Annotated in this window: 14 protein-coding genes and 1 pseudogene; 12 read left to right on the top strand and 3 right to left on the bottom strand. The window is 55.8% G+C overall.

Annotation, left to right across the window (positions count from 1 at the left end; translation table 11 throughout):
* Positions 1-86: 86 nt before the first annotated feature.
* Together ABJD00_RS16305 and ABJD00_RS16310 are read right to left on the bottom strand one after the other, a co-directional pair.
* Positions 87-1,313 (bottom strand): adenylate/guanylate cyclase domain-containing protein, encoded by a 1,227-nt coding sequence (locus tag ABJD00_RS16305; RefSeq protein ID WP_413832570.1) that lies wholly within the window; start codon positions 1,311-1,313, stop codon positions 87-89.
* A 45-nt stretch (positions 1,314-1,358) separates the two neighbouring features.
* A complete protein-coding gene (locus ABJD00_RS16310; protein ID WP_413832572.1) occupies positions 1,359-1,784 on the bottom strand; it encodes a VOC family protein in 426 nt (141 codons plus the stop codon).
* Between the two features lie 117 nt (positions 1,785-1,901).
* On the opposite strand from ABJD00_RS16310, the gene ABJD00_RS16315 reads away from it, so the two are divergent.
* The 3 genes from ABJD00_RS16315 to ABJD00_RS16325 all read left to right on the top strand — a co-directional run bounded on the left by ABJD00_RS16315 (position 1,902) and on the right by ABJD00_RS16325 (position 5,580).
* The gene (locus tag ABJD00_RS16315) at positions 1,902-3,704 is read left to right on the top strand and encodes an adenine deaminase (RefSeq protein ID WP_413832574.1); all 1,803 of its coding nucleotides are present in this window, start codon (positions 1,902-1,904) and stop codon (positions 3,702-3,704) included.
* Positions 3,701-5,161, top strand: a complete 1,461-nt coding sequence (locus tag ABJD00_RS16320) for an AMP nucleosidase (protein WP_413832576.1) — start codon at positions 3,701-3,703, stop codon at positions 5,159-5,161. The genes ABJD00_RS16315 and ABJD00_RS16320 overlap by 4 nt, the downstream gene beginning before the upstream one ends.
* Before the next feature lie 131 nt (positions 5,162-5,292).
* Positions 5,293-5,580, top strand: coding sequence for an HU family DNA-binding protein (locus tag ABJD00_RS16325; protein WP_413832578.1), 288 nt, complete (start codon positions 5,293-5,295; stop codon positions 5,578-5,580).
* Positions 5,581-5,637: 57 nt separating this feature from the next.
* On the opposite strand, the gene ABJD00_RS16330 is transcribed toward ABJD00_RS16325, so the two are convergent.
* A complete protein-coding gene (locus tag ABJD00_RS16330) occupies positions 5,638-7,005 on the bottom strand; it encodes a DUF3179 domain-containing protein (protein WP_413832580.1) in 1,368 nt (455 codons plus the stop codon).
* Between the two features lie 131 nt (positions 7,006-7,136).
* Here ABJD00_RS16330 and ABJD00_RS16335 point away from each other — a divergent pair, with 131 nt between their 5' ends.
* The 9 genes and pseudogenes from ABJD00_RS16335 to ABJD00_RS16375 all read left to right on the top strand — a co-directional run bounded on the left by ABJD00_RS16335 (position 7,137) and on the right by ABJD00_RS16375 (position 16,591).
* Positions 7,137-8,006 carry a DMT family transporter gene (locus ABJD00_RS16335; protein WP_413832582.1) on the top strand — a complete coding sequence of 290 codons (870 nt, stop codon included), beginning with the start codon at positions 7,137-7,139 and terminating at the stop codon, positions 8,004-8,006.
* A 74-nt stretch (positions 8,007-8,080) separates the two neighbouring features.
* Complete coding sequence (locus ABJD00_RS16340) at positions 8,081-8,479, top strand: thioredoxin family protein (RefSeq protein ID WP_413832584.1); 399 nt, start codon at positions 8,081-8,083, stop codon at positions 8,477-8,479.
* Entirely contained in the window at positions 8,424-9,455 is a 1,032-nt protein-coding gene (locus ABJD00_RS16345) for a GlxA family transcriptional regulator (protein ID WP_413832586.1), read from the top strand. Before ABJD00_RS16340 ends, ABJD00_RS16345 begins: the two co-directional genes overlap by 56 nt.
* A gap of 51 nt (positions 9,456-9,506) precedes the next feature.
* A complete protein-coding gene (locus ABJD00_RS16350) occupies positions 9,507-10,754 on the top strand; it encodes a glycosyltransferase family 4 protein (RefSeq protein WP_413832588.1) in 1,248 nt (415 codons plus the stop codon).
* Positions 10,755-10,757: 3 nt separating this feature from the next.
* Positions 10,758-11,534 carry an NAD-dependent epimerase/dehydratase family protein gene (locus tag ABJD00_RS16355; protein WP_413832590.1) on the top strand — a complete coding sequence of 259 codons (777 nt, stop codon included), beginning with the start codon at positions 10,758-10,760 and terminating at the stop codon, positions 11,532-11,534.
* The gene (locus ABJD00_RS16360) at positions 11,535-12,218 is read left to right on the top strand and encodes a sugar transferase (RefSeq protein ID WP_413832592.1); all 684 of its coding nucleotides are present in this window, start codon (positions 11,535-11,537) and stop codon (positions 12,216-12,218) included. It begins immediately after the preceding gene.
* A 245-nt stretch (positions 12,219-12,463) separates the two neighbouring features.
* The gene (locus ABJD00_RS16365) at positions 12,464-13,705 is read left to right on the top strand and encodes a UDP-N-acetylglucosamine 4,6-dehydratase family protein (RefSeq protein ID WP_413853638.1); all 1,242 of its coding nucleotides are present in this window, start codon (positions 12,464-12,466) and stop codon (positions 13,703-13,705) included.
* Between the two features lie 191 nt (positions 13,706-13,896).
* Positions 13,897-15,908: pseudogene (locus ABJD00_RS16370) on the top strand (YjbH domain-containing protein).
* Complete coding sequence (locus ABJD00_RS16375) at positions 15,905-16,591, top strand: YjbF family lipoprotein (protein WP_413832596.1); 687 nt, start codon at positions 15,905-15,907, stop codon at positions 16,589-16,591. The pseudogene ABJD00_RS16370 and the gene ABJD00_RS16375 overlap by 4 nt, the downstream one beginning before the upstream one ends.
* Positions 16,592-16,612: the final 21 nt, after the last annotated feature.

The raw sequence follows: 16,612 nt of genomic DNA on the forward strand, positions 1-16,612 counted from the left end.
AGCAATCGGAAGTTTCGATTGCGCGTTCTCGCAGCCGGCGATGACTTGCAGTATCCCAAATCAGAAGCACTAGGCCTGAACATCTTCTAGAGGTTGGATTGCACGCTAAAAATTGGGATTTCGCCTTTACCCTTGATGTCGCGAATTCCCTCCGAGGTCACTTTGAAACGGCTGGTCAACAGCTTTGCAGTATTTTCTGTGACAATGATCTGACCCGGTGTGCCTTGGCTTTCCATGCGCGACGCCAGATTCACCGCATCGCCCCAAAGGTCATAAGCGAACTTTCGTTTCCCGATGACCCCAGCCACAACAGGTCCCGAATTGATGCCGACTCTCAAATTGATGTCGAAATGTGTGCGAGAACTGATGGATTTTGCGGCGACAAGCATTTCTGTGGCAAGCTCTATGGCGATTTCCGCATGGTTCCGTTTGTCTTCCGGGACTCCCACAACAACCATGTAGGCATCACCAATCGTCTTGATTTTCTCTGCGCCAAATCTGTCTGCCAAAATGTCGAACTCAGTGAAAATCAGGTTCAGTGACTCGACTAACTCTCTAGGTGAAAGCTTTGCGCTGGCGGCAGTGAAGTCTGCGATATCAGAAAAAATTACCGACACCTCTAGATGATCATTCGCAATGACGCGTTCCCCGTTTTTCAGACGAAGTGCAATCGGCGAGGGCAAAATATTGTGCAGCAAGTTCTCGGCACGTTCATATTCGCGTTTTAAACCCGCCTCTGCGGTTTCAACCAGATGCTGGTTGATCCCTAAGTATAAGATGAATGCCGAACTAACGCTGATTGTATTTACGACAAATAGGAAGATCACGGACATTTCGGGCATAATCACCCATGGCTGCGATGTGATCGCGACTACTCCAATAGAGATGGCACAAGCAACGAGTGCCGAGCAGATCAGCGTTTTGCGCACCCATGAAAACTGTGGCGTAACCAAGCATACGATCGCAGGTACAAGAGGGAAGAGCCAAAACATTGCTCCTACTCCTGCATGAAGCGTCCCAAGCAAAGCGTGCAGCGGTATTTCACCAAAATAGAGAAGGAGGATATACCACATGGGACCCTGGCGACGCGGCCAAAGATATCCGTACAAAACGAACAAAAGAGTTACGGCGATGTTGTAGTAGGCCATCACGGTTACGCCATTCAACGCAAAAGTAATTGCCCACAAACCATGAGTAAAGCCTGCAACCCAAGGTCCGAGGCGGTGAAACATGTAATACCGCGCGTCTGTGCCCTCCATCCCCGGAGGCGTCCAAAGTATGAGGTCAATGGTGCGTTGGATGACATCAGACATCAGAAGATTCCAACCAATCATTTGCGAGTTGCTGAGCAGAGAACGTCAAACGTCTTTCCCACGCGACGGCACCCAAGCATACCCGTTCTCGCAAAGGATATATGCCTCCCGTAGTCCGTGGGGTTTGTCGGTTGGTTCTTGCAGGATCGTTCCACCTGCCATCTCAGCCAGTGCACAGGCCTCTTCCGGATCCGTATCGTACAGCCTGATTTCAATCCCACCGCCGCGCGGAGGGTTTTCCGGAAGAAGCCCAAGCAGCGGGTTGGAGTGATAAGTCCCATCGCTGTGCAACTGAAACACCTGATCCCCATAGGTCATGATGGCGAAGTCTGCGGTTGGCTGGTGCGCGCGCATCCCGAACACGGTCTGCAAAAATGCAACCTCGACAGCCACATCCCGCACCAAAAGGTTCAGGCCGATTCCCCGCAGTCCACGTCCGAAGGTATCTGCATCTATGCTGCCGTAATCCATGATTGCACCTTTGCCTTGCCTGTCCGACCGTTCAACCAAAAACGGCAAAGAAATGAAGCTTTGACGACATGGCCACCCCCCCCTTGCGTCTGGTCAAAAATCTTGATCCAACGGGACATGGAACACACGCCCTTCCCTTCGTGGCCCGACACCGCCCCCGATCTTGTTGATGTTGCCGCTGGCCGCTGTCCGGCTGACACCGTTATTCGGGGCGGCATATGGGTGAACGTGCACACCCGAGAGGCGTTGCCGGACCATGACATTGCCATCAAACATGGGCGTATCGCGTGTGTGGTGCCCGATGCCGGCTATTGCACAGGCCCCGATACAGAAGTGATCGAAGCAAACGGGCGCTACATGGTCCCTGGCCTGTGTGACGGGCACATGCATATCGAAAGCGGCATGCTAACCCCTGCAGAATTCGCAGCCGCCGTGATCCCACATGGCACCACGTCGATGTTCACCGATCCGCATGAGATCGCTAACGTGTTGGGCCTCAAGGGCGTGCGGTTGATGCATGACGAGGCTCTGATGCAGCCGGTTAACATCTGGACACAGATGCCTTCCTGCGCGCCGTCCGCACCGGGGATGGAGACGACTGGCTACGAGATCAGCGCTGATGATGTGGCCGAGGCCATGGCATGGCCGGGCATCATTGGTCTGGGCGAGATGATGAATTTTCCCGGCATGGCGGCAGGTGACCCGCAAATGCTGGCCGAAGTTGCAGCGACACAACGCGCGGGCAAGACTGTGGGGGGGCACTATGCTTCGCCTGATCTGGGTCCTGATTTTGCGGCTTATGTCGCCGGTGGCCCGGCAGATGATCACGAAGGCACCGTCGAGGCCGACGCAATTGCGCGGATGCGGCAGGGGATGCGGTCTATGATCCGTCTGGGGAGTGCGTGGTATGATGTCGAAACACAGATCACCGCGATCACGGAAAAAGGCCTCGACCCGCGCAACATGATCCTGTGCACGGATGACTGCCATTCCGGCACACTGGTTAACGAAGGCCACATGAACCGCGTCGTGCGCCACGCCATTGCTTGCGGGTGCGATCCATTGGTCGCCTTGCAGATGGCGACGATCAACACGGCGACACACTTTGGTTTGGAGCGCGAGATTGGATCGCTGACCCCGGGACGAAGGGCGGATGTGATCCTGACGTCAGATCTGACCACTCTTCCGATTGAACAGGTGATTGCGCGGGGTCAAACAGTGGCCATGGACGGCGCGCTGACGGTGACTTGCCCGCACTTGGTCTGGCCTGATGCAGCACGTCAAACTGTACATATGGGGCCATTCAAGACCGCCGTCGACTTTGAGATAAAAGCGCCTGAGGGTCGTAATTCGGTGACTGCCAACGTCATCGGTGTGGTCGAAAACCAAGCGCCTACCAAAGCCCTGAAACGGGACATGCCCGTCAGCGATGGCAAGGTCGAAAGCCATGGCGACACCTGTCAGATTTCGCTGATCGAACGGCATCAAGCAAACGGTGGTGTCACGAACGCGCTGGTCGCTGGGTTCAATTACGAGGGGCGCATGGCGATGGCGTCGACTGTCGCGCATGACAGCCACCATATGATTGTCGTCGGCACCGATCGCGAGCAGATGGCGCTGGCTGTGAACCGGCTGGCAGAAGTCGGCGGCGGAATTACCATCTGGCGCGATGGCGCAGAAATGGCCCTAGTCGAACTGCCCATTGCGGGCCTGATGTCCGACAGCCCTGCGCGCGAAGTGGCGGCCAAAGCCGACAAGATGGTGCAGGCCATGGTGGACTGCGGCTGTACACTCAACAACGCCTACATGCAGCACTCGTTGCTTGCACTTGTCGTTATCCCCGAATTGCGCATCTCAGACCTAGGATTGGTCGATGTGCGCACCTTTGAATTCATACCTATACTCGAGCCAACAACATGAAAACCTTAGAACAGGCCGAACACGGCCACTCCGAATTCCACGATGCGGCGGCGGCCGTTGCTCATTTGTGCGACCTTTACGAAGACGCGATCCAGTTTCTCAGCGGACAGTTCCAGCGTGCCATGGAACACGGCGCGCCAGAGGGCCGGATCAGGGCGTACTATCCCGAAATCCGGTTCACCACATCGTCCTATGCACGCGTGGATACGCGGCTGAGTTTTGGGCATGTCGCTGATCCTGGCGTCTACTCAACAACCGTCACTCGCCCCGATTTATTCAACAACTATCTCGAACAGCAGATTGGCCTTTTGATTGCCAACCATGACCAGCCCGTTGAAATCGGATACTCAGACACGCCGATGCCTGTTCATTTTGCGGTCGCCAACGATCCAAACATTACTGTTCCGCAACAGGGGGCAGCGGCCTTTCCACTGCGCGATGTGTTTGATGTGCCTGACCTCAGCAACACCAATGATGACATCGTCAATGGCACGCACGAACCCGTCAGCGGGATCCACCCGCTTGCACCCTTCACGGCGCAGCGCATTGACTACTCGCTGGCGCGCCTTGCTCACTATACGGCAACGGATGCAGATCATTTTCAGAATCACGTGCTGTTCACGAACTACCAGTTCTATGTGTCCGAATTCGAAGCCTATGCGCGCACGCAGCTTGATGATCCGGACAGTGGCTACACATCCTTTGTATCAACCGGCAATGCCGAGATCACGGCAGGCGACCAACCCCTGGCCGCAAGTCCGAAGATGCCGCAAATGCCGACATACCACCTCAAGCGTGAGGATGGGTCTGGCATCACTCTGGTCAATATCGGCGTCGGTCCATCCAACGCCAAGACTGCGACAGATCACATAGCCGTCTTGCGTCCTCACGCATGGATCATGGTCGGGCACTGCGCTGGGCTGCGCAATAGCCAGGCTTTAGGGGACTTTGTTCTGGCGCACGCCTACCTGCGTGAAGACAACGTGCTGGACACGGACCTGCCCCCTTGGGTGCCGATCCCGGCTCTGGCGGAAATCCAGATCGCACTGGAACAGGCGGTCGCTCAAACGACCCAGCTGGAAGGGTATGAACTGAAGCGGATTATGCGGACCGGAACAGTGGCGAGCTATGACGATCGAAACTGGGAATTGCGCGACCAGCATGGCCCCGTTCAACGCCTCAGCCAATCTCGTGCCATTGCGCTTGATATGGAAAGCGCGACGATTGCTGCCAATGGATATCGGTTCCGGGTGCCCTATGGCACACTGTTGTGTGTTTCGGACAAGCCGCTGCATGGTGAGTTGAAGCTCCCAGGTATGGCCTCAAACTTCTACAAAGAGCAGGTCGCGCGCCACTTGATGATCGGAATCCGGGCCATGGAACAGCTCCGCGAAATGCCGCTGGAACGCATCCACAGCCGGAAATTGCGTGCGTTTGACGAGACAGCCTTCCTTTAATGGGCTGAAAACTGCGAAAAATAGCGGTTTTTCCCTTGCAACAGGCCACTATTCGTTGTGTTTTCCTACAACATACCGTTACAAATCCGGTAGGAGGCCCTAATTGTCGGGCAGACGAAGGAGACCAGAAAATGGCAAAACCAATGACCAAAACCCAACTCGTCGCCGCACTGGCCGAGGAAATGGGCACTGACAAGAAATCTGCAGGCGCTGCACTCGACGCAATGTGCGGCCTGATCACCAAGGAAGTATCCGGCGGCGGTGCCGTGACTCTTCCCGGTGTTGGCAAAATCTACTGCCGCGAACGCCCCGAGCGTATGGTGCGCAACCCAGCCACCGGCGAGCAATTCAAGAAGGACGCGGACAAGGTTGTCAAAATGACAATCGCCAAAGCGCTGAAAGATAGCGTGAACGGCTAAGTCAGCTTTCAGACTGATGAAAGGGTCGCCCAAGGGCGGCCCTTTTTTGATGTCCGATCAACCTTCGTACACGGTGGCGGTGTCACCCATATAGTTGTCCCACGCAAACCAGTAAGAGATATGCCCCGCCACACGCGGCAAGCGCGTACCGTCCGGGCCAACTACGGCGCTTTCAGTGACGCTCCATTCGACACCGTCCTGATCCTTGATCCGCCCTGCGGCAGGCGTGAATGTTCGCGCGCCTCGCTCATAGGCCCGCACACTGCGTGCATCGGCGTCACCCACCAGCAACAATGGTGTGTCGCTAATGCCGTCATTGATCACGGGCATGCCGTCAAAGGCGTCCAGCGGCCAGGCCCGTGCGGCACCGAATTGCCGGATGGCGAAGACATAGTCTTTCTGTGCATGCGATTTCTGATCGACTTGCGCGGGGAACATCAGATCGGGCGAGGCGAAATATTCGTTATAGACCACGCCTGATCCATAGTTGCGCCGATGTCCGGTGTTGACTGAAAGAACTTTGGTGCTCGGGTTCGATGCCTTCCACTTGTCCCATGAGGTGATCACAATGGGACGCTGTTTCAGGACGATCCCACTGTCTGCAAGCGGCCCGATGACCGGTTCACCGGTGTACTGGTTCCAAAGGCTGTTTGTGCCCCGATCAAACATCAGCTTGTTCGAGCGGTAAAGGAACCCGGAAGACCCAAAAATGAACGGTTCAGACCGCCCGGCCACATTCGTTTCAAACAAGATGCCCGATCCGCACAACGTGCAATAGGCCAACGCCACAGGCACGCCCCCGATCACTTCATTGAACATCTCGTGCCACCCCATGATCCGAAGGGGGTAGGCTCGGGCGTCCCCGTTGATCGACACACCAAACACCAGATCGTCGCCACGCAGATACTCCGCATCCCCAGCCGGGATAAGGTCCGGGTTGTCGAGCGACGGGATGCCGTCCTTTAGGACACCGCCCCATGTGACCTCTTCCAGCCGGATTTGCGTGCGGTCTTGACCGATGTGTTCAGTGCGCAGGAATTCGTCAAAGTTGGGGTCGATCCGCAGATACATTTCCCGTGCGAAGGCGGGGTAACTGGCATGGGGCACGATTTGTGGGTTCGATTCCTGCCAAAGCATCCATTCAAACCAATCGTTGCCATGATCCTCACCTGTGAGTGCCTCGAGGGTCTCTCCTATGACCAGCCCGCGCGCGCGGGAAAAGCGCAATGACAAAAGCAGACCTGCGACCATGTCCAAATCGCCGCGCGCTCCAATGTAGGACATCGCGTCGTTGAACTCGGATGATGTTCCATACAAAGCGGCGCGCTGTGCCGCCTCTGGGGTTAAATCCTGAGCAAGGGCTGCCCGTGGCAGCGCGGCCGTGGACATTGCCAAACCTGTAAACTGACGGCGATTGAACTGCATTGATGTACCTCCCGGCTCCACAGTTCCTATGTGCACGGCTTGATGATCACATTCATCACAAAGGCGCGTGATGACGCGTCTTGCATCCCCGCCGTATTTCCCCGAACGTCCGCGCAAGAAGGGGCAGGCTCATGGACATTCGCGCGTTACTGATGGGGCTGACCTTTGCCCTAATCTGGTCTTCGGCCTTTACGTCGGCGCGGATCATTGTGGCCGATGCCTCGCCTTTGGCGTCTCTGGCTCTGCGTTTTTTTGTTTCCGGGCTGATTGGCGTGGGCATCGCGCGACTGCTTGGCCAGTCGTGGCGGCTGACGCGGGATCAGTGGCGGGCGACAATTATCTTTGGCGTCTGCCAGAACGCGATTTACCTTGGCCTCAATTTCTATGCGATGCAGACGGTCGAAGCGTCGCTGGCTTCAATCATCGCCTCGCTTATGCCGCTGTTGGTGGCCTTTGCTGGATGGATCGTATTTCGTGATCGTCTGCCGGCGCTGGGCATCATCGGGCTGATCCTCGGCATCGCGGGCGTTGCTCTGATCATGTCGGCGCGGATGGAGGCAGGAGTGGACATGTATGGCGTCGCGCTATGCCTGATCGCCACAATTGCTTTGACCATTGCGACTCTTTCGATGCGCACCATGTCGGCGGGGGGCAACCTGATGATGGTGGTTGGTCTGCAGATGTTTGTAGGTGCGATTGTGCTGGCTGTGGCCTCAGCACTGACCGAAACGATACGGGTCGATCTTACGCCTGAATTGATTGCGGCTTTTGCCTACACGACCTTGGCGCCTGGATTGCTGGCCACATGGATATGGTTTGCGCTGGTCGCACGGATCGGGCCGACCAAAGCGGCGACGTTCCACTTTCTCAATCCGTTCTTTGGAGTCGCTGTTGCTGCTGCCCTTCTTGGCGAAAGTTTGGGGCTCCGCGATGTGATCGGTGTGGCCGTGATCGCTGCAGGCATTCTTGCGGTGCAATTGTCACGCGCCCAGAAAACATGATGGATGCCCTCTTGCGCGTTGAGACATGCGCAATATCCTTTGCTCCATTATTTTGATTTGAGAAAGCGTCGCCAGTGCACCGTCGTACTTTTTTGTTTTCGTCAGTTGCCGCACTGACTGCACCATGTGCTTTTGCCTACCCCGCAGAAACCTTTTCGCCCGCGATTTGGAATACGCTGCGCGAAACGCAACAAGTGGTGATCCTGAATTACCGCGCCAGTTGGTCGCTGACCTGTCAGATCAAGGCGGACCTGATCGCCGAGGCAATCGCCGAAAACCCGGCCTATGGGCGGCTTACATTCATTGATGTGGATTGGGACACCTTTGGCCAATCGCAATTGACCGAACGGCTCAAGGTCGAACGCCGTTCGACTCTTCTGGTGATGAAGAATGGCGAGGAACTGGCCCGGCTGGTGAATGAACCTTACGCCCGACAAGTGCGCGATCTTTTGGACGTCGCCCTTGCTGCCTGACGGGTCAACACCTAAGGCCTATGTTTTTCTGCTGATCCCGGGCTATTCGCTACTGGGTTTTTCCTGCGCGCTTGAGGCACTGAGCCTCGCTAACCTGCACCCGTCCGGGCAAACTTTCTACAGTTGGCGGATTGTCGGCGAAACAGGCGCGCCGGTTCCGGCCTATAATGGTGTGACATGCGCCGTTGATGATGCGTTACCGCCGCTTGATCGCCACGAAACGCTGGTCGTGTGCGCGGGCGATGATGCCGCGATCGGCAGCACGCGGGCCGTCCTTAACTGGCTGAGGCGCGAAACCCGCAAGGGTATGGATTTTGGGGCGCTTTCCTCGGGCACCTACACACTGGCATTGGCTGGATTGTTGGGGGGCAAGCGGGTGACGACCCATTGGCAATACTATGATGCATTGGTCGAATTGTTGCCGGATGTGATTATCGAGAACAGTCTCTTTTCTATTGATGGTCGTGTGTTCACGACCGCCGGAGGGGCGGCATCCATGGATATGATGCTGGCGCGGATCAAGGGGGACTACGGAGTCGATCTGGCCACGTGGGTTGCCGACCAGATGGTCTATACTGATCCACGCGGAGCGACACATGGCCAGAGATTGTCCCGACGTGCCCGCCCGGATTTGGCTCACGGCAAGCTGGGAATGGCTCTGCAGATCATGGAAAATAACCTCGAAGACCCGCTGCGCCCGGAGGAAATCGCTGCCCTCGTGTCGATCAGTACGCGCCAGCTTGAACGTCTGTTTGCCAAGCATCTGAATATGCCGCCAAAACGCTACTATCTCAAACTTCGTCTCGAAAAAGCGCGTGGATTGCTGCGCCAAACCTCGTTGAGTGTGACGGATATTTGTGTTGCCTGCGGGTTTCGCTCTCTCTCCCACTTCTCAAAAAGTTACCGGGCGACGTTCGGGTTAAGCCCGGGGCAAGAAAAACGCGGTACTGCTGCCATATGGTCTGCGTCGCCTTGATTGTGCGGGCTGTGATCGAACACTGTACGCGGGCAAGGTTGTGAGGTCCTGATGAAACTGCTTTTTGTGCACCAGAACATGCCGGGCCAGTACCGCGAGCTGGTCCAATGGTTGGCTGCGCAAGGCGAACACGAGATTGTCTTTTTGACTCAGCGGGAAAAGGTCCCGGATATCCCAGGTGTGCGCACTGTTCGCTACAAATCGCATCATAAGGCGTCCAAAGATGCCTATGGCCTCTCTAAAACCTGGGAAACGGCGGCAGGCAACGGGTTCGGCGCGGTTACGGCCCTGCGCGAGATTTTGTCAGGCGGTTTTGTTCCCGACATCGTTATCGGTCATGTCGGCTGGGGCGAGATGAGCTTTTTCCGTGAGGTGCTGCCCGAGACGCCGATGATTGGCTTTTTCGAGTACTTCTACTCGGTGCGCGGTGGTCCTGTCGGGTTTGATCCAAACGATGTGGTATCTGATCACGCGTCCTACATCATGCATGGCAACAATGTCGTACCCTTAGTGAATATTGAGGTTGTCGATGTCGCTCACAGTCCGACGTGGTGGCAACGAAACCGCTTTCCACCCAGTTTCCATGACAAAATTTATGTCTGCCATGACGGCATTCGGACGGACAAACTGTTGCCTGACCCAAAGGCGAGCGTGTCACTGGGGCGGATAAATCGTCCGTTGACCGCATCTGACGAGGTGGTCACGTTCATGGCACGCAACCTCGAAACCACGCGCGGGTTTCACCAGTTCATGCGCGCCTTGCCTTTGATCCAAAAAGCACGCCCAAACGCCCGCGTTCTGGTTATTGGGGGGAATGAGACTTCCTATGGTGGCAAATCCAAACACCCCGGCGGTCTGCGTGGGCAGATGGAAGCCGAGGTTGGACATATGCTGGATTGGGATCGCCTGCATTTTCTGGGGCAGGTGCCCTATGCAAATTACCAGCAGATCATCCAGATCAGCACATGCCACATTTACCTGACCATGCCCTTTGTTGTGTCCTGGTCATTGCTTGAATCCATGTCGATGGAGGCGACAATTGTTGCCAGTGACGTCGCCCCGGTACGTGAGGTGATGGAGCACGGGAAAACCGGTTTGCTGGTAGACTTCTTCAATCACGAAGCGCTGGCCGAGCAAGTGGCCGAGGTGTTGGATCGTCCGGGCGATTTTGCGCATCTTGGACCTGCAGCTAGACAGCATGTGGTCGAAAACTACGATTTTCTGTCCGTTTGCCTGCCCGAGCACATCCGGCAGATCAACGCACTTGTACCCAAAGACATCCGCATGACGGTACCCTAGGTCGTGGATCTGGTCATTCTTGGGGCGGGTGGCAAGCTTGCTCGTTTGTTACGGCCACTGTTCCCGCGAAAGGCCCGGTGGTTCGCCCGCGCTGACGTAGACATTCATGACACGGCCGCCTTACGCGTGGCCCTTCGCGATGCGGATGCAGTTATTTGTATGGCTGGGGTTACGAATGCCAGTGCTCAGCCACTGCACATGAACACAGACATTGCGGTGCGAACGCTCGATGCAGCACAAGATGTTTCCGCTGGGCGCGTCATTTTGCTATCCAGTGCAGCAGTTTACGGCGTTACGGCGGGTGTATGCACTGAGGATGGTCCCACGGCGCCCAACTCTGAATATGGCAAAGCCAAACTTGTGATGGAAAGTGCAGCGGCCCAACACCCGCATCCCAATACTGTCTTGCGCCTTGGTAACGTGGCGGGTGCGGATGCCATTCTGGCAGGCTGGGTTCCCGGTTTCCGGCTTGATCAACTACCAGATGGCAGCACGCCTTGTCGCAGTTACATCGGCCCAAATGCGCTGGCTCGCACGCTCTTGCAGCTGTCTGAGGCAACTGCATTGCCACCTCTTCTGAATGTGGCTGCGCCCGGTTGCATTCAAATGGGCGCCTTGCTTGATGCGGCGCGTTTGGAGTGGCGGCCCAAACCTGCAGCCGCCGCAACGATACCATCTGTTAACCTTGATACGACGCGGTTGCGTATGTTCACGGAATTTAAGTCCTCGGACAGTACTCCGATGGGCATCGTTGAGGATTGGCAGAACAGGCAGAGCTAGATGACACTAGGCAAGCGGACGTTGGATGTGATTTTTGCAGCGCTCTTGCTTATCCTTCTGGTTCCACTGATGGCGTTTGTCGCATGGCGCATCTGGCGCGTGCAAGATGGCCCCGTGTTTTACGTAGCAGAGCGCATGAAAACGCCGCAGCAAAGCTTTGGATTGTGGAAGTTTCGGACAATGACTGTGGTTGCATCCGATGCCGGGGTGTCTGGGGGCAATAAAGCAGGGCGCATAACCCCGCTTGGGGTAAAGCTGCGCGCAAGTCGTCTGGATGAGCTGCCACAGCTATGGAACATCCTCAAAGGCGACATCAGCTTCGTCGGCCCGCGACCGCCTTTGCGTGAATATGTAGAGCGGTTTCCAAATCTATATGCGCGTGTCCTAAAGATGCGCCCAGGTGTCACTGGTCTTGCGACATTGCGTTTTCACAAACACGAGGCGCGCTTGTTGTCTCGGTGCCGCACGTCTCAGCAGACTGACGCTGTCTACGCCCGTATTTGTGTGCCCCGCAAGGCTCGTATTGATCTGATCTATCAACGTCATCAGACCATTGCCTTTGACTTTCGACTGGGTGTGGAAACCGCGGTCGACCTTTTCCGTTCTGTACGCCCGCATTCTGCTCAACGTTTGCCGGCAAATGGGGGAAGATCAAAAATGGCAGCCCGTTTAACGCAGATTTAAGCAAGAGCGCGCAATGATTGGGGTGTAATTGGGCACTCCAGATCGCCCACAGAATTCGAACAAATGGCACGGCACTCTACGACGGAATTGTCGGGGTGTGGGTCAAAGAGGGCGCGATGATCAGACTAGCCAAATTTCTGTCACCCGCCGCATTTTCTTTTTTTACTGCGATAGCACACGTTGTCCAAAGCAATCGTTTCCGAGCTGTCTTTGTTGCGCTCAGACGCAACAAGGACTCTGCCAATGTGGGTCTTTTTCACCCCTCTGCGAAGGAAGACGAAAGTCACCCTGATGACGCATCTCAATTGCTGGGTCGAAGCGGGTTTCCATCCCGCTTGGAAGGGGCAGAGTCGTATGCGGATCGTGTTGTGCTCATCTCTGGGGCTGGCGGTTCCATTGGGTCTGAACTTAGTCGCCAAGTACTTGCCTGCAGGCCGCGAAAGATCATTCTCTTTGAGCTCAGCGAAGCCGCACTTTATCTGGTGCATCAGACCATTGATCGTGAGGCCGTTGGGACCAATATCGAAGTTGTTCCGGTGCTTGGGTCGGTGACGGATGAACGCAAAATTCGGAATACGCTTTGTAATCATGCGGTCCAAGTTGTCCTGCACGCGGCCGCCTACAAACATGTTCCACTGGTCGAACTGAACCCACTTGCCGGGTTGCAAAACAATGTCGTTGGTACACAGATACTGGTAAATCAGGCCGTCGCCACCGGTGTCGAACGGTTTGTCCTCATTTCGTCCGACAAAGCTGTGCGCCCAATCAACGTCATGGGCGCGTCCAAGCGTTTTTGTGAACTGATCGTGCAAGATGTTTCGCGGCGTCTGTCAAAGCAAAATGGGCCTGTTTTTTCGATCGTCAGATTTGGCAATGTCTTGGGCTCGTCAGGGTCGGTTTTGCCGTTGTTTCGCGATCAAGTGCGCCGCGGCGGGCCAGTGACTGTGACGCATCCCGACGTTTCGCGGTTCTTCATGACCGTACAAGAAGCTGTTCACCTCGTACTGCACGCCGGTTCCATGGCGCTGGGAGGCGAGGTCTTCGTTCTAGATATGGGTGAACCAGTGAAGATTGAAGCCCTGGCGCGCCGGGTGATCCACAGTGCGGGCTATAGTGTGCGCGATGAGGACAATCTGACCGGCGATATTCAACTGAAGTTCATCGGACTGCGACGTGGTGAGAAACTGCAAGAAGAACTCACCGTGAATGGAAGGCGCGCTGTCACGTCCCATCCCAGGATTTTCACCGCAATCGAGGCCAGATTGATTGAGTTCGAAGTCGCGGCGGCCCTTCGCGCCTTGCGGTGGGCCCTTGCTAACGAGGATGAAGCTGGCGCGCGCGCGAATGCATGTCATTGGGTCGAAGGGATTGGAGAGGTGGTGGAAGACGGGATCGCCCCTCCCAAAGGCAAACATGGACCGGGCTGCGCGGTTTCTGTGCCTGAGAAAGCTCAGCGTTCACGACGTTTGAGGGTTGAATGTTCTTGATGCGCAACGGTGCATCGCAAAGAAGACGCCTCACAGTGTGGAACGTTTTGTCAGCGCACCTGAAGACAGTCCACTTTTGCCTCGTGGCTTGCACCCTTGCACCTGAAGTGATGGCACGTGAGCGGACATTGTCTGCAAGCCCGTCTTCAACGCCCGCGCTCAACTTCTATGGTGTCCCCGGATTGATAGACATGCCGGACGCAAATGTGCTGCCCAACGGACAAATTGCCATTGGCGTATCCAGTTTTGGCGGGCAGACTCGGACAAACTTCAGCTTCCAGTTTTCACCTCGAGTTACCGTCACGTTTCGATACGTTGGCATTCAGAACTGGAATTCGGATGGGTTCGACACCTAGGGGATCGAAGCTTTGACTTCCGCTATTTGCTTGTCAGAGAAGGTCGCATTGCGCCGGCTATCTCGATTGGCTTGCAGGACCTCGCAGGCACCGGCATATACGCGGGAGAATACGTCGTCGGCACCAAAACTTTTGAGCGAGCATTTCGCTTTGGCGGGGAACTCAAGGCGACGGTGGGACTGGGCTGGGGACGCTTAGGCAGTGCGGGCTCGATTGGCTCGCCTTTTGGGGCGGATCGTCCTCAATTTGTACCAGGTGATCCGGGTAGAGAATTCTCTGTCGATCAGTGGTTTCGTGGGGCAATCTCGCCATTTGGCGGTTTGGAATGGGGGGTGAATGACAGACTAAGTCTGAAGGCTGAATACTCAACAGATGCATATACTGCGGAAACCTCGCGCGCAGTTTTTTCCAAACGATCCCGATTCAATTTCGGAATTGAATATCAGGTCAGTTCCGCGCTCCGGGTCGGTGGGTATTGGCTTTATGGTTCAGAAATAGGGGTGAACCTGCAACTGCAGGTTAATCCGAAAATCCCTCCTGTCCCATACAGGCTTGCTGGTCCGCGTCCCATAATTGAACGCCCGAAACGGTTGTCCAACCCGGTGGCCTATGATCAGGGATGGGTCGCTGTTCAAAACGCACCGGCGCTGATCCGAGATGCTTTGGGGTCAGAATTGGTCCTGGATGGCATCCGACTGCACAGCGTCAGTGTCACAACCACCAGTGCCGAAGTGCGGGCATCCAGCGACCGGTTTGATAACTTAGCAATTCTGACTGGGCGTGTAGCACGGGCAATGGCGCGGGTTCTGCCACCTTCGATTGAGACCTTTGACATTGTGTTGGTCGCAAATGACATCCCATTGTCCAAGATCTCACTGTCACGGCGCGATCTCGAGACGCTTGAGTTTCAGCCTGATGCCAGTGCGATGTTGTTGTCCCGTACCGTGGTCTCGGATGCTGATCCGGCGTCCCAAGGACTGACTGCGCAGGTCGAGGGCTTTTATCCGAATTTCAGGTGGGCAGTTGGTCCCTACATTCGGCCCAGCTTTTTCGATCCTGATAGGCCCGTGCGTGCAGATCTGGGTATTTCTGCGATGGCGCAGTATCGATTTGCTGCTGGGTGGCAAGTCTTTGGCGAAGTGCGCCACCGTCTTGTTGGCAACATCGCAGACGCTTCGCGGTCATCAGACTCGGTCTTGCCGCGCGTGCGCACCGACGCATTGCTCTACGCGCAGGCCACAGACACGTCGTTGGAACATTTGGTCTTGTGGAGACAATGGAAGGTCGTGCCAACCACTTATGGGCGTATCAGCTTAGGATATCTTGAGCAGATGTTCGGGGGCATTTCATGTGAACTTTTGTGGAAGCCCGTCAACAGTCGCCTCGCGGTTGGAATGGAACTTAACTACGTCAAGCAGCGAGATTTTGATCAGGGCTTCGGGTTTCAGGATTATGAAGTCGCAACGGGCCATTTGTAGGGCTATTACGACTTTGGGAATGGGTATCACGCTCAGATTGATGCTGGGCGATATCTGGCCGGTGATTTCGGTGCAACGGTTACCGTGGAACGACAATTTGCCAATGGGTGGCGAGTTGGTGGCTTTTTCACACTGACGGATGTGTCGGCAGAAGACTTTGGTGAAGGCTCTTTTGACAAAGGAATAACGTTCACTGTGCCGGTCAGTTGGTTTGTCCGCGAGCCAACGCGCCGTGCGGTCAGCGCCGCGATCAGGCCGATCCAGCGGGATGGCGGCGCGCGGCTGAACGTGAATGACCGCCTGTATGAGCAGATCCGGTCTGGTCATTTGGTGGACGTGGCGAATGATTGGGGGCGTGTGTGGCAATGACCTCAATTTGTCGAGCTTGCGTGCTGTGTTTGGCATCCACTCTGTTTGGATGTTCTGGTGGCAGCGACGCGCCATACGCCCAGTCTCGGGGAGCACAAACAATCGTTGACCAGTTCCGCAAACCGCCTCCAACGCCTGAAAATGTACCGGAGTTTGGCCAAAAATGGATCGCCGCTTTGACGACGCCAACATTGGAAGTAACACTTGAGCGATCTGGACGTGTCGCTGTTTTAGCCCCGTTTTCGGATCGCCCGGACTCTACGCGAGGTGCCGTGCGGGTTTGGCGGTCTGCTGACGACGCGCAGATCGTGTTGCGCGGTGGCGTCCTGATTGCGACCCGTGGTTTAGGAAACGATGTCGACTCGACCTTGGTGAAAACAATGGTCGCGGCATTGTCTGCGCGCGCGCCAGTGTCTGGTCGTCATGTCCTGTACACCATCACCGGTGAAAACAGTACCAAGGCCATTGATCAGATATGCACATCCCAGTTGGTCGGGTATGAAGTCATCGATATTTTCGAGAGGCAGATCAAAAGCCGCCATGTGCGATTGGCCTGCAAATGGGGCGGCGCGGTCAAAAGTTATGACTTCTGGGTTGATGAGCGTCAATCTACAGTATGGCAATCGCGGCAATGGGCTGGACCAGATATTGGCTACGTAAGAACACGCCTTTTGAAAGAATAACCGCACACTCCGGCGCGATCT

The sequence above is a fragment of the Tateyamaria sp. genome (assembly GCF_039945315.1).
GTDB lineage: Bacteria > Pseudomonadota > Alphaproteobacteria > Rhodobacterales > Rhodobacteraceae > Tateyamaria.